This is a genomic window from Paenibacillus sp. FSL H7-0735, from assembly GCF_038008505.1.
GTDB classification, from domain to species: domain Bacteria; phylum Bacillota; class Bacilli; order Paenibacillales; family Paenibacillaceae; genus Paenibacillus_AQ; species Paenibacillus_AQ odorifer.
On record NZ_JBBOZH010000001.1, the window covers coordinates 4,368,813 to 4,386,951 of the forward strand.

At 43.3% G+C, this 18,139-nt stretch carries 17 protein-coding genes; 11 read left to right on the forward strand and 6 right to left on the reverse strand.

Annotation, left to right across the window (positions count from 1 at the left end; translation table 11 throughout):
• Positions 1 to 158 precede the first annotated feature (158 nt).
• Entirely contained in the window at positions 159 to 701 is a 543-nt protein-coding gene (locus tag NSS82_RS19820) for a MerR family transcriptional regulator (protein WP_076098933.1), read from the forward strand.
• Positions 702 to 849: 148 nt separating this feature from the next.
• Here NSS82_RS19820 and aspA read toward each other — a convergent pair whose 3' ends face one another.
• Positions 850 to 2,274, reverse strand: a complete 1,425-nt coding sequence (gene aspA, locus NSS82_RS19825) for an aspartate ammonia-lyase (protein WP_036689072.1) — start codon at positions 2,272 to 2,274, stop codon at positions 850 to 852.
• 400 nt (positions 2,275 to 2,674) lie between these two features.
• The gene (locus tag NSS82_RS19830; protein WP_076098932.1) at positions 2,675 to 4,351 is read right to left on the reverse strand and encodes a hypothetical protein; all 1,677 of its coding nucleotides are present in this window, start codon (positions 4,349 to 4,351) and stop codon (positions 2,675 to 2,677) included.
• A gap of 229 nt (positions 4,352 to 4,580) precedes the next feature.
• Here NSS82_RS19830 and kduI point away from each other — a divergent pair, with 229 nt between their 5' ends.
• The 3 genes from kduI to kduD are packed head-to-tail and all read left to right on the forward strand — an operon-like array spanning position 4,581 to position 7,003.
• Positions 4,581 to 5,414: a 5-dehydro-4-deoxy-D-glucuronate isomerase gene (kduI, locus tag NSS82_RS19835; protein WP_036688322.1), complete on the forward strand. Its 834-nt coding sequence runs from the start codon at positions 4,581 to 4,583 to the stop codon at positions 5,412 to 5,414.
• Between the two features lie 34 nt (positions 5,415 to 5,448).
• Positions 5,449 to 6,204: a DeoR/GlpR family DNA-binding transcription regulator gene (locus NSS82_RS19840; RefSeq protein WP_038571843.1), complete on the forward strand. Its 756-nt coding sequence runs from the start codon at positions 5,449 to 5,451 to the stop codon at positions 6,202 to 6,204.
• Positions 6,205 to 6,247: 43 nt separating this feature from the next.
• On the forward strand, positions 6,248 to 7,003 hold the full coding sequence (kduD, locus tag NSS82_RS19845) for a 2-dehydro-3-deoxy-D-gluconate 5-dehydrogenase KduD (protein WP_036688326.1): 756 nt from the start codon (positions 6,248 to 6,250) through the stop codon (positions 7,001 to 7,003).
• Positions 7,004 to 7,390: 387 nt separating this feature from the next.
• Here kduD and NSS82_RS19850 read toward each other — a convergent pair whose 3' ends face one another.
• Together NSS82_RS19850 and NSS82_RS19855 are read right to left on the reverse strand one after the other, a co-directional pair.
• A complete protein-coding gene (locus NSS82_RS19850) occupies positions 7,391 to 7,831 on the reverse strand; it encodes a hypothetical protein (RefSeq protein WP_076272710.1) in 441 nt (146 codons plus the stop codon).
• A gap of 2 nt (positions 7,832 to 7,833) precedes the next feature.
• Positions 7,834 to 8,358: a hypothetical protein gene (locus NSS82_RS19855; RefSeq protein WP_076272711.1), complete on the reverse strand. Its 525-nt coding sequence runs from the start codon at positions 8,356 to 8,358 to the stop codon at positions 7,834 to 7,836.
• Between the two features lie 142 nt (positions 8,359 to 8,500).
• Here NSS82_RS19855 and NSS82_RS19860 point away from each other — a divergent pair, with 142 nt between their 5' ends.
• Both NSS82_RS19860 and NSS82_RS19865 read left to right on the forward strand, forming a co-directional pair.
• Entirely contained in the window at positions 8,501 to 9,151 is a 651-nt protein-coding gene (locus tag NSS82_RS19860) for an NUDIX hydrolase (protein ID WP_036688336.1), read from the forward strand.
• Positions 9,148 to 9,693 (forward strand): GNAT family N-acetyltransferase, encoded by a 546-nt coding sequence (locus tag NSS82_RS19865; protein ID WP_038571853.1) that lies wholly within the window; start codon positions 9,148 to 9,150, stop codon positions 9,691 to 9,693. The genes NSS82_RS19860 and NSS82_RS19865 overlap by 4 nt, the downstream gene beginning before the upstream one ends.
• Before the next feature lie 49 nt (positions 9,694 to 9,742).
• On the opposite strand, the gene NSS82_RS19870 is transcribed toward NSS82_RS19865, so the two are convergent.
• On the reverse strand, positions 9,743 to 11,818 hold the full coding sequence (locus NSS82_RS19870) for a beta-galactosidase (RefSeq protein ID WP_076272712.1): 2,076 nt from the start codon (positions 11,816 to 11,818) through the stop codon (positions 9,743 to 9,745).
• 155 nt (positions 11,819 to 11,973) lie between these two features.
• Here NSS82_RS19870 and NSS82_RS19875 point away from each other — a divergent pair, with 155 nt between their 5' ends.
• From NSS82_RS19875 to NSS82_RS19895, 5 genes are all read left to right on the forward strand, one after another.
• The gene (locus NSS82_RS19875; RefSeq protein ID WP_256718524.1) at positions 11,974 to 12,879 is read left to right on the forward strand and encodes a helix-turn-helix domain-containing protein; all 906 of its coding nucleotides are present in this window, start codon (positions 11,974 to 11,976) and stop codon (positions 12,877 to 12,879) included.
• Positions 12,880 to 12,932: 53 nt separating this feature from the next.
• Entirely contained in the window at positions 12,933 to 13,724 is a 792-nt protein-coding gene (locus NSS82_RS19880) for a glycoside hydrolase family 43 protein (protein ID WP_143761259.1), read from the forward strand.
• Between the two features lie 31 nt (positions 13,725 to 13,755).
• The gene (locus tag NSS82_RS19885; RefSeq protein ID WP_076272713.1) at positions 13,756 to 14,742 is read left to right on the forward strand and encodes a phosphotransferase enzyme family protein; all 987 of its coding nucleotides are present in this window, start codon (positions 13,756 to 13,758) and stop codon (positions 14,740 to 14,742) included.
• Between the two features lie 188 nt (positions 14,743 to 14,930).
• Positions 14,931 to 15,668, forward strand: a complete 738-nt coding sequence (locus tag NSS82_RS19890) for a glycosyltransferase (protein ID WP_076214668.1) — start codon at positions 14,931 to 14,933, stop codon at positions 15,666 to 15,668.
• Positions 15,665 to 16,381 carry a glycosyltransferase family 2 protein gene (locus NSS82_RS19895; RefSeq protein WP_076214664.1) on the forward strand — a complete coding sequence of 239 codons (717 nt, stop codon included), beginning with the start codon at positions 15,665 to 15,667 and terminating at the stop codon, positions 16,379 to 16,381. Before NSS82_RS19890 ends, NSS82_RS19895 begins: the two co-directional genes overlap by 4 nt.
• A 99-nt stretch (positions 16,382 to 16,480) precedes the next feature.
• Here NSS82_RS19895 and NSS82_RS19900 read toward each other — a convergent pair whose 3' ends face one another.
• Positions 16,481 to 18,091, reverse strand: a complete 1,611-nt coding sequence (locus NSS82_RS19900; protein WP_081386616.1) for an S-layer homology domain-containing protein — start codon at positions 18,089 to 18,091, stop codon at positions 16,481 to 16,483.
• Positions 18,092 to 18,139: the final 48 nt, after the last annotated feature.

Sequence of the window (18,139 nt, forward strand, 5' to 3'; positions counted from 1 at the left end):
GGAATGGAAAAGCAAGATAGTGAAATTCAAAAGAGTGAGATTGCTCGTAATTACACTTTGTTTAGCGAATACGCACTACCTTTGTCAACCGTGCAGGGAGCCGCTGCTGGACAACGAATATTACTCATAACATGACTACGTGAACTGGAGGAATCGAAATGGATATTCTAAAAACAAAAGATGCCGCAGAGCTGATGTCAGTTAGTATAACCACAATTAAACGTTGGGCTGCCATGTTCCCTGATTTTTTTCCAAAAGACCGATTTGGCCATTATGTGTTCTCAGAGCAGCAAATCGGCCTGCTCAATCATATTAAAGACCGTATTAATCACGGAGAAGCCTTGGAATGTATACAACTCACACTCACGAATGAGCAGCAAATTGCCACATCACAACAGGAAAATCCACTACAGCACACAGATGCTGAGCCTATGAAGGATATCTTGTCTCGCATCAACAATGTTGAACGTGCACTCGATCAAAAAGCCGACGAAGTAGTATTGATACAACTGCTACAGCAGCGTGAGGAGCTTGAGGATCTACGAATAATGATCAAGCAAATAGCGGCATCCATAGAACCGTTGCAAGTGTCTAACGGCAAACCGCTCACCTCTTATGAAAATTCCCAGTCCACTGCCACTACCAGGCTAACGGCTCCGCCAAGAAAACGCGGTCTATTACGTTCTTTATTTTTCTTTTAAGCCTGAAATGTAAAAAAAAGAACCTACTTCAGACAATCGCGAAGTAGATTCATATAAGTATAAACATATTTAGGATCTCCCCCTGTCACCCTAAACGGTGGCGGGGGTTTGCTTTTTCCTAGCAAAAAGCTCGATCCTCCGGAACATTCTACTCTTTATGCAATAAAGCTGCTCCTGCAATTCCCGGATGTGTCATTTCGTAAGGGTCCAGAATCAGATTAAGCTCTTCTTCGGTTAGTACATTATATTTAATGCACAATTCCCGTACAGATTCCCCAGTCAAAATCGCCTCTCTAGCGATCCGCGATACCACTTCATACCCCAGATGCGGGTTCACAGCCGTAATGATTCCGACACTCCGCTCCACATCCCGCTCAAGCTTTTCCTTATTGGCTTCAATCCCAGCCAGACAGAAGTCTGTGAAGACTTGGAAGGAATTGTTCATGATGCTGATGGACTGAATGAGATTGAACACAAGCACAGGCTCCATAACATTCAGCTCCAGTTGACCCGCTTGGGAAGCCAGACAGATCGTATGATCGTTCCCTATGACTTGAAAAGCCACCTGATTGATGACCTCTGCCATAACCGGGTTAACTTTACCCGGCATAATTGAAGATCCAGGCTGGCGTGCAGGCAATGAAATCTCATTAAACCCAGTACGCGGACCGGAGGCCATCAACCGCAGATCATTAGCGATCTTGGACATGTTCATCATGCATACTTTTAGAGCAGCAGACACTTCTGTATATGCATCTGTATTTTGGGTCGCATCGACGAGATGATCTGCCGTTACGAGCGGCAATTCACTGATCTCAGCTAAGTGCTCTACAACCAATTCAATATAACGAGGATCAGCATTTAATCCTGTACCCACTGCTGTTGCCCCCATATTGACTTCATACAGATGATGGCGTGTATGTTCAATACGTTTGATATCTCTTTCCAGCACTCTGCGATAAGCCTCGAATTCTTGACCCAGACGAATCGGCACTGCATCTTGAAGATGTGTCCGGCCCATTTTTATCACAGGATCGAATTCATCCGCTTTTACCGCAAACACATCATGCATTCTGTGCATCGTTACAAGCAGCTGCTCCAGCAGTGAAAGTGTGGCAATATGAATTGCCGTCGGGAACGCATCATTTGTAGACTGCGCCATATTTACATGTGAATTGGGGCTTAAGTGACGATAGTCTCCTTTTTCATGGCCAAGCAGTTCTAAAGCACGGTTAGCAATAACCTCATTCGCATTCATATTTAACGAGGTACCCGCACCACCCTGAATAGGATCTACAATAAATTGCTCATGCCATTGACCCTCGATGATTTCTTCTGCTGCTTTCACTACAACCTCTCCAAGCCCTCGATAGAGACGGCCAACTTCCATATTTGCAAGCGCAGCGGCTTTTTTTACAATCCCCATCGCTTTGATTAACTCTTTGTGAACCCGATAGCCCGTAATAGGAAAGTTCTCGACTGCGCGTAGTGTCTGAATCCCATAATAAGCGTTCTTATCTACCTGTTTACTGCCTAGAAAGTCATTTTCTACACGAAATTCAGTTTCAATCACTGTTATATCCCTCGCATTCATTATGATTAGGTTTATTAGAAAATAAGTAAGCGCAATCATTTCTATCTCACTTAGATATTAACCTTTATTGTGACAAATGTCTCTCAGAAAAATAGGGTTTAATGTAATTAATTACTATTTAGTAACCTAACACCGCTATTCTAAAGGGAAATGTGCTTAGGGAGGATTGAATTACCAAATCGTTAGGTCTAGTTTATCCAGATAAATTGTCGCTCACCCCAATTATAAGTATTTTGGACAAAATCACGTTTACGGATACTTAGGTATCTATTGCGGGCTGTGCAATGGGGCATCACATCCTTTCATGTACCTCCTTATTAAAGAAGCCGGCCAAAAAGGCCGACTTGGATTACTATTTATCACAGCAATTGTGTATTTTTTATACTGAATAATGATCTAATGAGATCTGGATTCCATTAAGCTGAGCTTGCGGTAACTCTGACTCCCTACTAATACTCAGAACTAAGCTTTCACCATCCATGTTGGTATAATTCGCTGCTAATACCTCTCCCACTTCGAAATTCCTTTCTTTATGAGCCATAGCTGCGGCAAAAGCCTCTAAACCAATAATACCACATTCAGCAGCTTTCATAATGCCGAATGCTTCAACGATCACACCACCCGGCATCCCTGCGACTGATACCTCTATGAATCTGGACCGTTCCTGCAGCTGATAAGAGTGAGATAAATAAATAACAACATACGTCTCACCAACCTGCCCGTACAATGTGTTAGGCTCTTGTTTCCATTCCCCTTGGGGAAGTACACCGATGATCGTATTCTTTTCACCCTGGGGGATTGGGAATAGAGAAATGATGACATTCTTGTGATAGAGAACCTCCATATAACGGCTTTGATGGCGGGGATCTCCCTCATTGTAGCCTTGTCCCGGGTGGAAGAAATACAGCTGATTTGCGCCTCCCTCTCCACTCACAGGTAACGAAAAAGCCCAGCGAAGCTGCTCATTATCGAATTCCTCAACCCGCTCCCACATCCCGCCTGCTGCAAACTCTTCTGTAATATAAGCATAGGAATGAAGCAAAGGCTGCGGCTGTGGATCCGTTGGGACAACCTTCTGAGTAATCTTCCTTACTTCCACTGGTGACTGGTGATTCATGGCTGCGGCTAATATTTCATCGGATGCTTGATAGAATAATAAACCGGCATACTCCGTGCGCGGCATCATCTCAGGCAGCTGGAAATCTCCAAACTGAACATAATCATGAAGCACATTAGCATCGCCGGGAACATCATGCGGCCAGTCTCTAGAATGCGCACCAACCCAAGCGCCACGCAGATAGAATTCAGCTCGTACATTCCATAAATGGTCAAGCATTTCTTTAAGGCTTGTAATAAGCTCCGTATCCTCAGGCGGGACAAGTTCCAACGCACAGGTGAATGCCTGCACCCAATGCCAAAACCACGGAAGACTGCCGTATTCCGGCATACCTTTAGTACGAATATAAGCCAGTGTATCCTTCAGACTCTGCCGGCCATCCTCAAGCAATATTTCATCCGCAAACATGGTGCCAAAAATCAGCTTAGCAGCTGTATATTTAGCTTCATGATGCCCAAAAGTAACCACCGGCTTACGGTAGAAATCACTGCGATAAATATGTCCAAACGCTGTATTCAGAACTATGCGAAGTTGAGCGTTTAATGCTCCTCCGTATCTTTTGCAAAAATACGCCAGCAGGTTGCCCATAAGCTCCACTGGTAACTCATGTGGTGACGCATCTCGCGGCACTGGATTTAATCCGAGTGGCCAATGGCCGTATAACTCCGTGCCAGGCTGCCGGTTCTGAAGCATTAAGATCTCCAGCAGCACATCCTGTGCTTTCTGTTTCGCTTGCTCACGATCAAAAGGCAGCTCAAAAGAATCATCAACAGCCGCTGCAAAAAGATACGAGGCATAATAAAAGTTATTTCGCACATCATCATGGAACCAGAGTCCACTTTCCAATAAAGAGCGTTGCTCCGCTTCCAGTGCTATATTAAAAATAATTTCTTGCTGACGTTCCTTATAAGTACTCTGGATATTTTTCAACCCCGGCATTACTTTTCAACCTCCATCATTTCAGTTTTATATCATCTTCCGGCATTCATGAAAATCGAGCATAATAGCTCTATTGTGCACACTTTCCGTTCATTTTGCAATTGGAAAAACCAATAAATAAACATAAATAAACGAAATAAAAAAGATTAGTACTTGTAAAATGAACATAAATGGACTAAAGTGTACCTATACGAACGATAATATGTACACAAAGGAGATTGAACATTCAATGGAAAGACGTTTCGCATCCCATCCTAATGAAGTAAAACAATTTGACACTGAGCGCCTCCGTAAGGAATTCCACATTCCCGTTATTTTTGCACCTGATGAGCTAAAGCTTGTCCTAACTCATGAAGATCGTATGATCGTTGGTGGAGCTAATCCTGTAAAAGAAGAGGTTGCGCTAACTACTGACCTTAAAGAACTTGGGGTTACTTATTTCTTGGAACGCCGTGAACTGGGCATCATCAATGTCGGTGGTAAAGGCTCCGTGGTTGTAGATGGCACAGAATATGAAGTAGATTTCAAAGAATGTCTTTATGTAGGTCAAGGCTCTAAAGATGTAGTCTTCAAAAGTGCAGACGCTTCCAAGCCTGCTAAATTCTATTTGAATTCTGCTCCAGCTCATCAGTCCTACCCTACTACCAAAACCACACTGGCCGATTCTGAATCCGGTGCGATGGGTGGTCTGGAGAACTCTAACGAGCGGACAATCCACCGCTTCATTCACACAAATGGTGTGCAAAGTGCCCAACTGGTTATGGGTATGACCCAACTGAAACCAGGCAGCATGTGGAACACAATGCCAGCACATACCCATCCACGCCGGATGGAAGCCTATTTCTATTTTGATCTTCCGGACGATTCCGTTGTATTCCACTTGATGGGAGAACCTGACGAAACCCGCCATATCGTAATGCATAACGAACAAGCGGTTATTTCTCCAAGCTGGTCCATCCACAGTGGTGTCGGCACTCATAACTATACTTTTATCTGGAGTATGGCTGGCGATAATAAAAGATATGATGATATGGACCCCGTATCCATGAAAGAATTACAATAGAGATAAATCAATTACGGAAAGATGAGGCAGGCGGATGAACCCGATACGACGACACGAGATGATTATGGAAGTTATGCTGAACCAAAAAGATGTAACGGTGAATGAACTGAGCGATAAGCTTCAGGTTACTGGAAAAACAATACGCGAGGATTTAAGTAGGCTGGAGGAACAAGGACTGATCGTACGTGTACATGGCGGAGCTGTGCTGGCACAAAGCGACCAGTTTGGTATTTTGCCCTCCAAGGACCCGCTGGATAAATACTCTGACGAGAAGACGGAGATTGCCTTGCGTGCGCTTGCTCATATTGAACCGGACGATATTATCGCTCTTGACGGTGGTAGCACCACGCTTGAAATTGCTCGGCGTCTGGACAATATGCCACTAACGGTAGTCACCAATGATGTATACATCATCAGCGAACTGGTTCCCAAAGATAACATCCGTCTGGTCGTTCCCGGTGGTTATCGTGTCCGTAATATGTTGGCTGGTCCTGAAGCCGTCTCCTATGTACAAAAGCTTAATATTCAAAAAGCATTCCTTTCTTCGACTGCTATTCATATAGAGCATGGACTCTCCATTTATACAGGAGATTTAATTGAGTTCAAGCAAGCCCTTGTATCTACAGCCCGTAAGGTATTCGCGGTTGTAGATCATCATAAATTCGGCCATACTGCACTGCGTACCTTCGCTTCCCTACAAGAAGTTGACGTGATCCTGACGGACAAAGGGCTCTCCCCCGAAACGGCAGAACAGTTCCGCAGTGCAGGCGTTACAATTGAATGCGGGTAAACCCGGAATAACAATCCATCTACAATAAAGGGGCGTAATTTATATGTCATCATTATTCAGCTTGGCAGGTAAAACAGCTATTGTAACAGGCGCAGCTCAAGGTCTTGGACAAGGAATCGCGCTTGCATTTGCAGAAGCCGGTGCAGATGTTGCATCAGTCTCCCTTAATTCGAGTGAAGAAACTGTAAATGCAGCAAAAGCTTTTGGAGTAAAAGCAGTTAGTATCGAATCTGACTTAAGTGATCACAGCAAGCTGCAAAGCACTTTTGACCAAGCGCTAGAGCTGACCGGACATGTTGACATTCTCGTAAACTGCGCCGGAATGATCCGCCGTGCACCGGCAAAAGATCATAGTGAAAAAGACTGGTTTGATGTAATCAATTTGAACCTGAACACAGTGTTCCTTCTGTCGCAAATTGCAGGCCGCCACTTCCTGGAAAGAGGATCCGGCAAAATCATTAACATCGCCTCCATGCTCTCCTATCAAGGCGGAATCAATGTCCCTGGTTACACTGCGAGTAAACACGGGGTTGCTGGTCTTACTAAAGCTTTTGCCAATGAATGGGCAGGCTCCGGTCTGAACATCAATGCAATTGCACCAGGTTATATGGCTACTGAAAATACCGCTCCAATCCGTGCCGACCAAAGTCGTTCGGACTCTATCTTAGACCGTATCCCTGCAGCACGTTGGGGAACGCCTGATGATGTTAAAGGTCCTGCCGTATTCTTGGCTTCCGCAGCATCTGACTACCTGAACGGTCACGTTCTTAATGTGGATGGCGGATGGATGGCTAGATAATCCATACAAAAATGGGTGTCCCATAGGGGCACCCATTTTTTGTGTGTGGATATGAAGCACTATCGGACTCCGCTGACTGATCTGCACACGCAATAGCTAAAAGACTCAACTGAGCGATCTGCACACGCAGCAGCTAGAGGACTCAGCTGACCGATCTCCATACGCAGCAGTTAAAGGACTCAGCTGACCTTATACCCCGTTTTATCCGCTATTTGGATAGCTATCGGACCTCATAGCCGCTATTGGTGCAAAAAAAGCTAATTATAAGCTCCTTCCTGAGCAATAGCGACGCTGGAGTCCGAAAACCTGCTTAATAGGCGTTAAATTCGCAAATAGGGGCATCTGGGTCCGAAAATCTCAGTACCAGTGGTGGTTGATCCTTCTGCGTCATTTAAATAAGCTTCCAATGCAATTCACATCAAAATCACTAGTCATTCTAAAGTTTCCCGAACTGTATTTGTCCTTCTTATCAAGATCCGTCACATACAGGAAGTTAGTATCCGTAAGATTCATGCCAAACCTCAAGCTGTTATTCACAATAATACTTATCCAGTAGGTCTCCGTAGATTTGTCCAAAGCACTACTTCTTCTCAATTTTACATCTGAAAAAGCATAAATGATCTTTTCAATTTCCTTCGGATCTTCAATCACTACCTTTTCATCCACTGAGTATTTCTCAATCTCGATAGAGGTGATTTCTGTTTCGTCGATTTGATCCAACACTAAATTCTCAAATGAATTATAACTATGGTAGAGATTAATGATTACTGGGATTTCGATCAATAAAAAAATAAGTACGAGAAATACATAACGTTTCTTCATATTCATAATTATGAACTCCCTAGTTCTACAAACTCCTCTGGATGAGTGCGAATATAATCGCCAATAATTCTATGCGTATTTGGTGTCAGGTTCTTATATCGTTCGAATAACCCACTAATAACTTCTAACAGCTCAGGGTCTCGATCCAGATCCGTGATGGCTGCATCCGCCCACTCTTTACCCAGTCGATGATTTCTTTCCTCGAGAAATGTCTTTGTTTCCTGAAGCAAAAGAATCATGGGTGAATCGTCAAAAAATCGTATGCCTCCTATCACCCTTGTCCAATACCCTGGCAGGTCTTGCATGTAGGAAATCCAAGCATAATATTCCCCATCAGAATTACAGCTGTGACCATATAGCACTCTGAACATACATAATGCTTGTTGTCCCTCTGTGAGCTTCGAGATCACATCTGATTTGGTCGATGGCGATTTTCCGCGAATCAGCTGAAAGGTAGGCTCCATACAGGCCCATCCTAACCTTTCATCACTTAAAGTGTCCAAGTCTTCCTGCTTCATGGCTACTAAATTCATTTAACTCCTCCTTTGATTAACATCCAAAAATATACATATCTTTCTTAACGATGTCAATAAAAATCACTTGGGCACATGAAGCAATTCGATCGTTTTTATGATACGCTTTAGGCAGTAGATATTTTCACGAAGGAGCTTTTCTATGCATAATGAGATACTTACTATATTTGATGAAGCGGGTCACCGAATCGGCACAGCTCCACGGGCAGAAGTACACCGGTTAGGACATTGGCACGAGACCTTCCACTGCTGGTTTATAAACAAAACCCAAGAAATCCCCTATATTTATTTACAGCTTCGTAGTGAGCAGAAACAAGATTATGCAGGATTGCTGGACATCACGGCCGCTGGACATTTGCTGACACACGAAACGGTAGAGGACGGGATTCGCGAGGTTCAAGAAGAACTCGGTTTGGAGCTAGCTTTTGATGAGCTGATTCCCTTAGGTACAATTCCTTACTGTATGATCAAAGAAAATCTAATCGATAAAGAACGAGCGCATGTTTTTGTTTATAACAATCCTTATCCACTGGACGATTTTAAGCTGCAAGAAGAAGAGGTCGCAGGAATTGTTATCACAAAGTTTGCGGACTTCCGAAGCTTTTGGCAGGGAGAAATACATAGTCTACAAATCAATGGTTTCAAAGTCGATTCAAACGGGCAGAAAATCAACATTCAACAGAGTGTGGATCGGACTCATTTTGTGCCTCATGAAGCAGCTTATTTCACTCGGATCATTGAGGGCATCGAAGCAATAATTCTAACATCAACCATCGTCACGGAGGACATATGATCATTAATCCTCAAACATCTACAGTGAATGGAATCCAATACAGCATTAGATCTGCTGCCTCAAAAGACGCTAAGATGTTGTCTGAATTAAGAGTACGTATCGATGGAGAGACTGAGAATTTAGATCGGGAACCAGGCGAAGCCTTTATTGACGAAGAAGGATTTGAACAGCTTATTCAAGCCGATTCAGAGAAAAATAATAACCTCTTTCTAGTCGCAGTAGTGGATGATCAAATCGTTGCGTTCTCCAGATGCGAAGGTTATCCCTTAAAAAGATTCGCTCATAAAGTAGAATTCGGAGTATGTGTGCTGCAGGAGTATTGGGGATATGGTATTGGAAAAAATCTTCTTGGCGAATCGATTGCCTGGGCTGACACTAACGGTATTCAAAAGATCACCCTAAATGTGCTGGAAACGAACACCAATGCTATTAAGCTTTATCAAAAGCTTGGCTTTGAAATCGAAGGGATTTTAAAGAAAGATAAACTTCTATCGGACGGCAAATTGTATAACACCATTATGATGGGAAGAGTTAAGAACTGATTCTATTCAAAAAAAAGGCAGAACCTGAAACTCAGGTCCTGCCTCTTTATTATACTAATGCTTTACGCTTCAACATCGCAAGTCCATTCACCGTTAGATTCAATAGGGCCGGAGCTGAAAGACCTGTTTCCAAGTCTGTGTATTCCGCTCCATCCAGCTCTACCGTTTGCGGACTGCCGCTGAAATTTTGCACAAAAACATAATCACTTTCGCCATCTGTGCGAAGTTGTGCAGTCACACCTGCTGGAAGCTCACTATCCATCGCACGGGTAATTCCTGCCTTAGATGTGATCGCTGCGTATAGCTCAACATAGAATGAAGTCTCTTTCACCCGGGTAGCAAGATGGTACGCATTTCCTTCACCGAAACGATTGACTGTAAGCGCTGGACGGCCTGCGTAGAAATCGTTGCGATAATGCCCCAAAGCCTCTGCACCTTCCAAATGAATCAGCTCAGCAATCTCATGCGCATCGTAGTCACCGCTTAGCTTAAGTTTATTACCTGCCTCCATTACTATCCCGTTCAGATCACGGCTGTGCAGCCCTTCTGTCTCCTCTGCCCAAATCCCCAGTGTTCTGCGCAGTGGACCAGGGAATCCTCCCAGATGACATAAATCCGTTTCGTTAACTACTCCTGACCAATAGGTTGCGAGGAATGTGCCGCCTTGCTCCACATATTTCTCAATTCGCTTTCCATTCTCTTCACTAATCAGATATAACATAGGTGCAACAACCAGCTTGTAGGCAGACAAATCATCTCCAGAGCCTATAATATCAACTGGAATGCCCAGCTCCCAAAGTGCACGATAATGCTGCAGCACCGTCTCCTCATAACGTAATCCGGAATTACGGATGCCTTGCGCATCCTTTATCGCCCAGCGGTTGTCCCAATCGAAAATAATCGCCGTCTGCGCCGGAGTGGACGTACCCACTACTTCCGTCATTCCCGCAAGCGTCTTTCCTACTTCCGCTACATCTTGGAATACTCGAGTCTCGGAATGGCCACTGTGGTCTACAACTGCACCATGGAACTTCTCACTTGATCCGCGGCTTTTGCGCCATTGGAAATACTGCACAGAATCCGAACCATGCGCTACCGCTTGCAAGGAAGACAGCTTGTGCATTCCGGGACGTTTTAGCTTACTGACCGATTGCCAGTTCGTAAGGGATGGCGTGCTTTCCATCAGCAAGAACGGTTTCTTTTTAAAAGAGCGCATTAAGTCGTAGTGCATCGCCGCCCATGCTGCCAATCTAGTATCGTCACCGTCTTCGGTATAATGCCAGTCTGGATAAGCGTCCCATGAGACCACATCCAAGATTTTGGCCAGCTCGCGGTAATCAATACCATCGATCATATGCATATTCGTAGTAATAGGCAGCTCTAGATTGTACGGACGAACCGTATTGATCTCGTGCTGGCAGAAGTCAATCGTCCGTTCACTAACAAAACGCCGCCAGTCAAGATTCAAGCCGTGTACTTGTGTCTCACCATGTGGAGCTGGGGATTCAATCTGTGACCATGAAGTATAGGTATGGCTCCAAAAAGTAGCCCACCAAGCATGATTCACCTCATCCAAACTGTTATTATATTTCACCTTCAGCCATTCTCTAAAAGCATCCTGGCAGAGCTCACAGTGACACTCCCCACCGAACTCATTCGAAATATGCCACCCGATAATGGCTGGATGCTGGCTGTACCGTTCCGCTAGCTTTGCATTTAGAATTGCAGTTTTCTCACGGTACACTGGTGAGGTATAGCAATGGTTATGACGGAAGCCATGCAAATTGTGAACACGGTTACGCTCCACTCTTAAGACTTCTGGATATTTTTGCGACATCCATGCTGGGCGGGCACCACTTGGCGTTGCCAAGATAGCGTAAATCCCATTCTCTGCAAAAGAATCAAGTACACCATCCAACCATTCGAAAGTGAACACACCCTCTTCTGGTTCAAGAGATACCCACGAGAAAATGCCTACGGACATGACATTGCAGCCCGCCAGCTTCATTAATCGGATATCCTCACGCAATACTTCCGGATATTTAAGCCATTGTTCAGGATTATAATCAGCACCGTGCAGCATGACACCAGCTTTACTGCTTATCGGGGAATGTTTTTTATTCATTGTGTACGATCATCCTCTCAATTCTGCCCATTTATGGAATGGGACTATTCTCTGATGACAGGCTAGAAGCGTAAGCTATCTAATTCAGGAATCATCATTTATACTATTTATAATATAAGAAAAGTCATTTCAATCAGTAGGAATATAGTCTCGAAGTGATAGCACAAAATGAAGATGAGGTGATAAACCTGCTGCCTTTTTCTCTGATTGAATTACCACGCGACTCTGGAACGTTACCCCTATCCCCCTACTCTGTAGGTCGTCATATCCAATTCCATCATGTGCGCCCAGCAGGATTTCCTGTGTATCAAATCTTTTTGATCCGGACCGGAACCGGTTTATTTCGTGATCTGGAAAATGGCACAGAAATCATACTGGAACCGGGGATGGCTTTTGCCTTCCCGCCAGATCGAGGTCATGAATATTATCCTACCTCTCATGAACCGTGGCATGTTGGCTTTATCGGTTTTCAAGGCAGTCAAGCTCAAGTATTGCTGGAAGCGCTTGAACTGCTCCCTTCTGCTCCTTATCGACCGGAGCGTTTTGAACAATGCTGGGAAGAAATCGGCCAAATTTGGCATACGGTGAATTCTCCTGCCTCCAATCGGCAAGACGAGATGTGGATGCAGGAGTTGTCTATCACGCTCTATAGACTGCTCTTAATGCTGCGCCCTGCCAAGAGTTCACAAAGCTCCGCTAATCGTCTAGCCTTCGAGTCTGTCCGAAATGAAGCCCTAACTACAGCCGTCGGGCTGATCAACGAGCATTACACAGAACCGCTTCTGATCTCCAATCTTGCAGCAGCAGTCGGCTACTCCGTGCAGCATTTCCAGCGTTTATTCGTGCAGGAATACGGGGTCACTCCGCATAAGTATTTGCAGAATCTGCGGCTGGAGCGGGCGCTGCAATTAATGACGGAGGATGTGGAGATCCCCGTTCAAGATATTGCGCTTCAGCTGGGCATGGAGACTAATTATTTTATACGTGTCTTCCGAAAAAACTACGGCTGTACACCAGGAGTAATGAAAATACGTTTGCTACAAGGCGAGCAAATGAAGTAACGCTTCCAAGCCTAATGAAGATATTGTAAAATTAAGCAGATGATAGCTTGTGAATTGGGGGCACCACAGATGGCCTAACAGCTTGGAGTGGCACACCTCACGGCTTCGATGTATATATCAGCTCAGATCTTCAGGAATGGTCCGAACCCATTGCTGCCTTTCGTCCAGATCCTAATTTTTGGGCTGATCATCATTTCTGGGCACCAGAGGTTCACCGCTACAACGGAAAATATTATATGTTCGCTTCTTTTAAAAGACATGGGGTTCCACGGGGGACACAAATATTAAGCGCGGAAACACCTGAGGGTCCTTATCTCCCTATCAGCAATCATCCGATTACCCCTGCTTCTTGGGAGTGCCTTGACGGAACGTTATATGTAGATAAAGAAGACAAACCTTGGATGATCTTTTGCCGTGAATGGATTGAAGTGACGGATGGAGAAATGTATGCCGTTCGGCTGAAGGAGGATTTAAGCGCTAGTATTGGTGAACCCGTGCTGCTTTTCCAGGCTTCACAAGCTCCTTGGACGGTAGGTGGCAAAGAAGGGCAGTACGTAACTGACGGTCCTTTTATGCATCAGACTAGCAGTGGTGAGCTGCTTATGTTGTGGTCTAGCAGTGGAGCCGGTGGTTATGCCATGGGTTTAGCCCGATCCGTCAGCGGTGACATTAGTGGACCTTGGCAACATGATCCTGAGCCTCTTTATGCCAAAGATGGCGGACATGGGATGTTGTTTCGTGATTTGACGGGCAGACTTATGCTGGCTATTCATGCCCCAAATCTCAACCCACAAGAACGGCCGCTGCTTATTGAGATCCAGGAAAGCTCCAGAACGATTCGATAAAATCATTGTAATGTAGAATGGAGTAGAACCCTTGGAACAAAAGATTAAGTCCTTATTTAATGACCAGATTGTAAGTGCCGCCTGTACGAAATATGGTATCCCCATAGATGAGCTAACGTTCATTGGCGGATTTCAAAATTTCGTTTATGAATACCAACTTAGCAACCATCAATATATTCTAAGATTTACTCATAGCTCGCTACGCAGTAGGGATTTGTTGGCGGCTGAACTTGAATGGATTCTATACATAGCAGATCATGGCGTTTCAGTATCAAGACCCGTAGGTTCTCTTCAGGGTAATTTAGTTGAGCAAATAGAGATCGGTGATTCGTACTTTAGGGTATCTTCCTTTGAAAAAGCACAAGGGAAACGAATAGGTTACCCAGACTGCCTGAAAGATGTAGAGCTCTATGAGCAGTGTGGCATGATCACTGGACAAATGCACAGATTAGCAAAATCTTATAAACCACACACCAAAAGACATGCGTGGCATCAGAACTACTACCTGCAGAATGTAACCAGGTTTATTCCTTCATCCCAAAGTGGCGTTTTAGAAAGCTGTAAGGCGCTTATGGATCGGCTAAAGCATCTCGACGCTGATATAAATACCTATGGTCTCATCCATGGGGATATCAATGTAGGCAACTTTTTGGTCCACAATGGTAAGCTGACCTTGTTTGATTTTGATGAAGCTCAGTACAGCTGGTTTGTAGAAGATATCGCCATTCAACTGTATTATCTAGTCTACGTTTACGGGGATGATAGTATGGAGGACAGGCAGCTTCAATGTCAGCGTTTTATGGAGCATTTTCTTAAAGGCTACGTTAAAGAGAACAGTATTTCAGAAAATGAGCTGAAGCTAATTCCTCTTTTTCTTCGATTAAGAGAGATTATTGTTTATACAGGGATGTACCGGAGTTTTGATATGTCTAACCTAGATGATTGGACCAAAGATTATTTAACGCAGAGTAAGGCGAGAATCGAGAATGGTATTTCCATCATTGAGTCTTATTTCTGAACAAACATCCAAAGCGTTTCATATGATGTGTCTCTCTTACAAAACCCACAGCTATCACTGTGGGTTTTGTGTTCTCTAAACAAGTCCATTTTTGCTTTTAAGAGGTTGATATGCCGTGACTCTATCCTAACTTGGACATATCGTATAAATGAGACTTTTCCCAAAAATGCATATGAGGGGTTGGTTAAATGAGTGCTGTACCTCACTACAAGGCGAACCAACAAGGTATTTCCATTATTACCTGTACCAATCGCCATAATTATTTAAACAACCTATTTCAAAATTACAGCAGACAAAAATATGCAAATAAAGAACTTATCATTATTATCAATAATAATAAAATTCCACTATCCCCCTACCTAACCTTAGCTAAAAAACACAAAAATATTAAGATATTTCGTAAACCTGAACATCAATCTCTCGGTTCATGCTTAAACTATGCCGTAACAAAATGCAAATATCATACCATCGCCAAATTTGATGACGACGATTATTATGCCCCTCATTATTTGACGGAAAGTAATCTGACCTTACAAAGAACTAAAGCTGATATCCTTGGAAAACGGGCTCACTATATGTATTTACTAGGTTCAAAGACTTTGATTCTTCGTTTTGCAAATGATGAACACCGGACGGTTACCCATCTCCCTGGCGCTACGCTCGTCTTCAAACGAAAAGTATTCGATCATGTGAAATTTCCTAATAAAAACGTAGGTGAGGATGATCTCTTTTGCAGCAGAAGCAGAAAGAAAGGTTATAAGATTTATTCTGCGAGTAAAAATAACTTCGTTGCCATACGTAGAAAAAACTCTTCAAAACATACATGGATTATCAGTGATAGTACGTTAATAGCTAACCATAAGATCATCCGGAATATTAAAAACTACAGGAATTTTGTTGGACGCAGTCCAAAGATTCCGTTATGAAGTTAACTGCTGAATCTACTTCATCTGCTGTGTCTATTCTAACTTGTACGAAACGACTTGATTGTATTAAAACCATGTTTGATAACTATCAACGACAGAATTTCAAATCTAAAGAACTTATCGTGATCATAAATAATGATAGCTTGAGAATTGAAGATTATATACATGCTGCAAAAAAACATAAAAACGTACGGATCTATAAACTACCAGAATATCGTTCACTCGGGTTTTGTCTGAATTTTGGTGTGCACTTAGCGAATTATAGTTGTATCGCTAAATTTGATGACGACGATTATTACTCTGCCAACTATTTAACGGATAGTATGAAAATCCTCAATAAAACTAAAGCTGATATCGTTGGAAAACGAGCTCACTATATGTATTTAAATGATAAGAAGCTACTTTTGCTTCGTTATCTTCATATGGAAAATAAACAGGTAACCAATGTTCAGGGTGCCACCCTACTCGTAAAACGAAATGTCTTCCAGCAGATTTCTTTTCCAGATTGGAATAAAGGTGAATGTGTTAAGTTTTGTGCGGATTGCGCTGCACAGGGCTTTAAGATTTATGCAGGAAATAAGTATAACTTCGCTGCGGTTCGTAGAAAAAACTCCAAAGATCACACATGGATCGTTAGTGACAAGAAACTTCTAGCTCAAAATGTTAAAGTTCTAAAGGTAAAAAACTTCAAAAAATACGTAACTCGAGGCTGATTTAATCAAACTCATTCTAGCAGTTGCGACTTAGTAACCCAATAAAAAGACTGGACAGCAATTAGCTAAGCGGCTATTCGCATCCAGTCTTTCATATTTTTAAAAAGTATAATCGAAAAATTTCTCTGCATTCCTTAAGCTAGACCATATATCAGAACTTTCTCCACCTATATACCAATAAGCTACTCCAGCTAGTTTTTTAGTAACCGCTAAGTTGTATTTAGTTATTAATGAACGCCCATCCTCAATCCAAATCGTATGTTTTATAGCTTGTTTCGAGTAGCTCGCGACATATTGTCCCAGAGTAGGATTCCACACAGGTTTCGATGCATAGCTGCTGATGATCTGATTTTGCTCCGGAAGCGTAATATATTCAGAGGATAAAACCGTTCCCTTCTGGTTCAGTGTCCAATCCCGATTATATAAGGGCAATGCCAATATAACTTTTTGACTAGGTACAACTTTTAGGATTGTATTCACAGCCTTTTGATCATAAGAAAGCGAAGCATTGGACCCCGGAACTTGACTCCCGTCATAATGCTCATCATACCCCATCATCACCATGTAATTCACTTGCTTGCCTAGGGCAGCATAGTCAAAAGCTTCTGTCCAATCCGTTCCAAGATCAGGGGATACATCCATCGACAGAATAACATTGAGCGAATGCATTTTCTCGGCCAATAAAGTAATAAACGAAGTCAAATACACACGATCTTCGGCCGCTACATTTTCAAAATCTATATTTAGTCCATCTAATCCATATTTACTCACTAAAGCAGCTAATTGTTTGACTGCCGTATTCCTTGCGGTTGTACTCAACAGCATCTGATGCGTCGCTTCTTGATCCGATCGATTACTAACCATCGCCCAGACTTGCCTTTTATTCTTTTTTGCCCAAGTTACCAGCGAGACATCTGTCGAATCCGTTACTGTCCCTGTTTTTCCAACATAATACCAACGTGGTGAGAGTGTGTTGACGTTCGATTGCAAAACATGATTCTCAAATTGTGACGTCGTGAGACCATACTGCCAGCCTATAACAATACGTTTATCCGGATCACTTTCCAGCTCTGCCGCCCAGCTTGTATGTTGCAGCACCCGATCCATCAGCACTGCCGTCTCTTGCCTGGTTATCGGGTCCGTGGGTCGAAAATTTCCGCTATTATCGCCCTTCATTAATCCGCGATCATTAACCTTGGCTACAGCAGCACTTGCCCAGCTAGCAATTTGTTGCCGATCTTTAAAATTGGTTTGTGCGGTAGTTGCAGTGTTTGTTTGCTTTAGCGCTTTGGCTATCCACACAGCCGCTTCCTGCCGAGTAACTGCTTTTGCGGGTGCAAAAGTAGTTGCCGAAGTGCCGTTCGCCAGTTCAAGCTGAATTGCTGCCTGTATCCAGCCGTAATACCAAGCGCTTTTGGCTACGTCGGTATAAGGAGATACCGGACTCAACGCTGGATCAAGCTTCAACAGACGATCAAGAACGGTAATAAACTCAGCTCTAGTAATCGATTGAGTAGGTGAAAATTTAGTATTCGAGGTGCCAGTTAATATATTCCGGTTATATAAATCTATGATTTCTTTTTTTGCATAACTAGTGTTTATATCCTCAAAAGGAACCCCGTTATCGGCCGATATATGCTGAATAAATACTCCGGCGTATAGCACGACAGCGAGGGTCATTATAGTAAATATAGCAAATATATTCTTCACGGGTTAAGAGATTCCCCCTTGGTTATCAATCTTTGAATTATACCAAGG